The sequence below is a fragment of the Spirillospora sp. NPDC049652 genome (assembly GCF_040675125.1).
Taxonomy (GTDB): Bacteria; Actinomycetota; Actinomycetes; order Streptosporangiales; family Streptosporangiaceae; genus Spirillospora.
This window is the reverse complement of the sequence record NZ_JBFAOF010000766.1, coordinates 1-3,592: the sequence shown is the minus strand read 5'-3', so window position 1 is coordinate 3,592 and position 3,592 is coordinate 1. Positions and strand designations below refer to the sequence as shown.

The window sequence follows — 3,592 nt, the reverse complement described above, 5'->3', positions numbered from 1 at the left end:
CCGGCGAGCGCGGCCTCGCGCGCGGGGTCGCCGTCCGGGCGCAGCAGCACGGCGACCGCGCCGAGCCTGCTCAGCGCGGCGACGAGCGCGAGCGCGGTGGGGCGCGTCTGCATGAGGACGCCCACCGGGTCGCCCTGCCGCACGCCGATGTGGATCAGGCCCTTGACCACGGCGTCGACGCGCCGCTTCGCGGCGTCCTGCCGGTAGGCGCGGCCCTGGTAGAGGAAGAAGACGTCGTCGGGCGCGCGGTCGTGCTGCTCGTCCAGGAGCAGGCCCAGCGACATGCGGGTGTCGTGCTGGATGCGCTCCAGGCGCGCGAGCCGGGGCAGGTTCTGCGTGGCCTCCTGGGCGAGGAGGCGGCCGCCGTGGACGGCGCGGGTGGCCGTCCGGACGGCCGACCGCAGCGAGTTCGCGCCGATCCCGACGGCGAGGTTGAGGCCGTATCCGGCGGCTCCGCCGGGCGGGGCGGGCGACGCGGCGCCCTCGTCGCCGTCCACCTTCGCCACCGCGGGCGGCAGGTCCTCGGCGCCCGTCCGCCACCTGGCCCACGCGGCGACGGTCGGCCAGGTCTGCGCCATGGCGAGCGTCCCGACGACGAGCCCGAAGTGCCCGGCGCGCAGCGACATCTCGTACACCTCGGCGCGCGGCGCGGCCCGCCGGATGCCGCGCACCATCGGCGGCGGCGCGATCTCGTCCACCTCGCCGACGAAGGTCAGCACCGGGCAGGTGATGTCGGCGAGCGTGACCAGCCGGTCGTCGATGACGAAGCCGCCGGTCAGCATCCGGTTGTGCTGGATGAACTGGCGGATGAACTCGGTCAGCGACGGGCCGGGCCAGGCGACCCAGCCGGTGCGCTCCAGGAACTGGCGCTGCCGCTCGCGCGGCGCGAGCGCCTCCCGGTCGTGCAGCTGGAGCAGGAAGTCCACCCGGCTGCGCACCGACTTGACCGGGCTGAGCAGCTGGAACCCGGTGCGCGTCACCCAGCCGGGGATGTCGATGTTGCGCAGCAGCGCGTCCGGGACGCGTCCCGCCGCGTCGGTCGCCAGCCAGCTCGGCAGCCCGAACGGCAGCCCGACGGACGTGTCGGCCGGGCTGCCGAACGTCACGACCGACTCGATGCCCTCGCTCCGCCGGTAGGCCGCGGCCTGGTAGACGAACATGCCGCCCTGCGAGTAACCGCCGACGTGCACGTCGCGGCCGGTCGCGGCGCGCACCCGGTCGACCGCGTCGCTGACCGCGAGGACGTGGTCGGTGATCGTCCGCTCCAGCCCGCCGGGCTCGCGCTCGGGCGCGCCGAAGTCGACCACCCACGGGTCCACGCCGAGCCGGTGCAGCTCGGCGACCGCGCTCACCCGGGACGAGATGTCGTACACCTCGGCGGTGATCATCAGCGGCGGGACGAGCAGCATCACCGGCCGCTTGTCGTCGTCCCGGCCGCCTTCCCCCGCGGTGGGGTAATAGTGGCGGAGACGGTAGGTGCGGCGCTGCGCGACGATCTCGCTGGGCGAGGCGTCCTCGTCGGTGGCGAGGCCGCCGAACCGCGCCACCTCCAGGGCGTTCTGCGCGGTCGCCCCCAGCCGCGCGCCGAGCCGGAGCAGGGACCTCGCACCAGGGGACATCGTCGACCTTCCGCCGGGGTCACGCCATGTGCAGCACTATCGACATTCTTATCAACAAGCGCGCATGCCAAGTAGTGATCTTGTCGTTGACAGCGGACGAATACGGCGGAGATCACACTCGTCCGCTCCGCCGGGCGGGGGGGCGTGGCCGCCCGCCCGGCGGACGGAACCTCGCTATCCGGCCAGGCGGGCGCCCGGCATGCGGCCGGCCTGGAACTGCTCCCACATGTAGCGGCGGCGCGGCTTGCCGCTGGAGGTCCGCTGGATCAGCCCGGACCCGACGACGATCGTGACCTCGACGTCCTCACCGACCCGGCGCCGCAGCATCTCGCGGACGTCGGGCGCCCACGCGTCGTCGGCCGTCTCCGCGAACAGCGCCAGGCCCTTCTGGCCCGCGCCCGGCACGGCCGTGACGGTGATGCGCCCCTTGCCGAGGCGGGTGACCTCGGCGATGCGGGCCTCCAGGTCCTCGACGTAGACCGAGCGTCCGCGCACCTTGATGCTGTCGCCCATGCGCCCGAGGACGAACAGCCGTCCCTCGTGGAAGAACCCGGCGTCCCCGGTGAAGACCCGGCCGTCCGCGAAGCGCGTGGACTTGCCCTCGGCGCCCGCGTAGTACCCCGGGCAGGCGGACGCGCCGCCGACGACGATCTCGCCGAGCAGCCCCTCGGCCAGCTCCCGCCCCTCGTCGTCCACGATGCGGACCGGGACGTCCTCCTCGGGGGTGCCGCAGGCGACGATCCAGCCCGCCTTCGCGCCCCTGGACGCCTCGCCGAGCTCCTGCCGCTCCAGGATCCGCACCGGCCGCCCGAACGCCAGCGACGCCGGGTCGGGACGGACGGCCAGCGGCAGCCGCCACTGGTGGTCCATGGTGACCAGCAGCGTCGTCTCCGCCATGCCGTAGGCGGCCCGGAACGCCTCCCGGTGGAACCCGAACGGCTCCAGCAGCTCGGCGAAGACCTCCAGCGAGTGCGGGTCGATCGGCTCGGCGCCGATCAGCGCCATCCGCCACCCGGACACGTCCAGCCCTTCGAGCTGCTCGGGCTTCACCCGGCGCGCGCAGTAGGCGTAGGCGAACGGCGGCGCGGCGGTGTGCGTCGCGGTCGCGAAGCAGCGGAGCCAGCGCGCGGGGTCGCGGATGAAGTGGTCCGGCCGCATCAGGTTCAGGTCCGACTGCAGCGCGATCGGGGTCAGGAAGCAGCCGATCAGGCCCATGTCGTGGTACAGCGGCAGCCAGGACGCGACCTGGTCGCCGTCCCGGAACCCGGCGGTGCGCGCGATCAGCTCGCAGTTGGCCTCCAGGTTGTCCCAGGTGACCATGACGCCGCGCGGCTCGCCGGACGACCCGGAGGTGAACTGCAGGATGGCGAGCTCCCCGGCGGGCTGGACGTCCGCCTCCCGCTCGGCCTGGCGGGGCAGCCACGGCTCGCCCTCGATCCCGGCGTCCGCCATGGCGCGGGCGGCGAGCGGGGCCAGGTCCGCGGACGCGATGGTCAGCGCGGGCCGCGCCTGCCGCAGGATCGCGGCGACGTGCGCGACGTAGTCGTCGCCGTCCTGGAACAGCGGCGGGGTGACCAGGCAGACCGTCGCCCCGGCCGCCCACACCCCGAAGTAGGTCTCCACGCAGGTGAAGTCGGTCGGCAGCACGACGCAGACCACGTCGCCGGGGCGGACGCCCGCCTCGATCAGCGCGCCCGCGGTGCGCCGCGCGGCGGAGGCCAGCAGGCCGTAGTCGCGCCGGTCCCAGCCGCCGTCGTCGGTGGCCAGGCTGACGCCGCGGTCGGCGTTCGGCTTGTCCAGCCAGTCCCGCAGTGCGGATGCCATCGGTGTTCCCCTTATGCCCTTTTCTCCCGGTCACGCCCGTGACTCGTGGGTAACTTCACCAGCGTCCGGCCGCCGCGTCAACAGGCGCGGGCCGCCCGCGCGCGAACCGGCGGCGAGGGCCGCGCCACGTCCCCGCCGGGTTGCTCGGC

2 protein-coding genes are annotated in these 3,592 nt (G+C 74.4%); both read right to left on the bottom strand.

Annotated features, from left to right (window positions below; genetic code table 11):
* Nucleotides 1-1,619, bottom strand: a 1,619-nt coding sequence (locus AB0J52_RS32205) for an alpha/beta fold hydrolase (RefSeq protein WP_500186588.1), incomplete at its 3' end; no start/stop codon positions are given.
* A gap of 174 nt (nt 1,620-1,793) precedes the next feature.
* Nucleotides 1,794-3,443 carry an AMP-binding protein gene (locus tag AB0J52_RS32200; protein ID WP_500186587.1) on the bottom strand — a complete coding sequence of 550 codons (1,650 nt, stop codon included), beginning with the start codon at nt 3,441-3,443 and terminating at the stop codon, nt 1,794-1,796.
* Nucleotides 3,444-3,592: the final 149 nt, after the last annotated feature.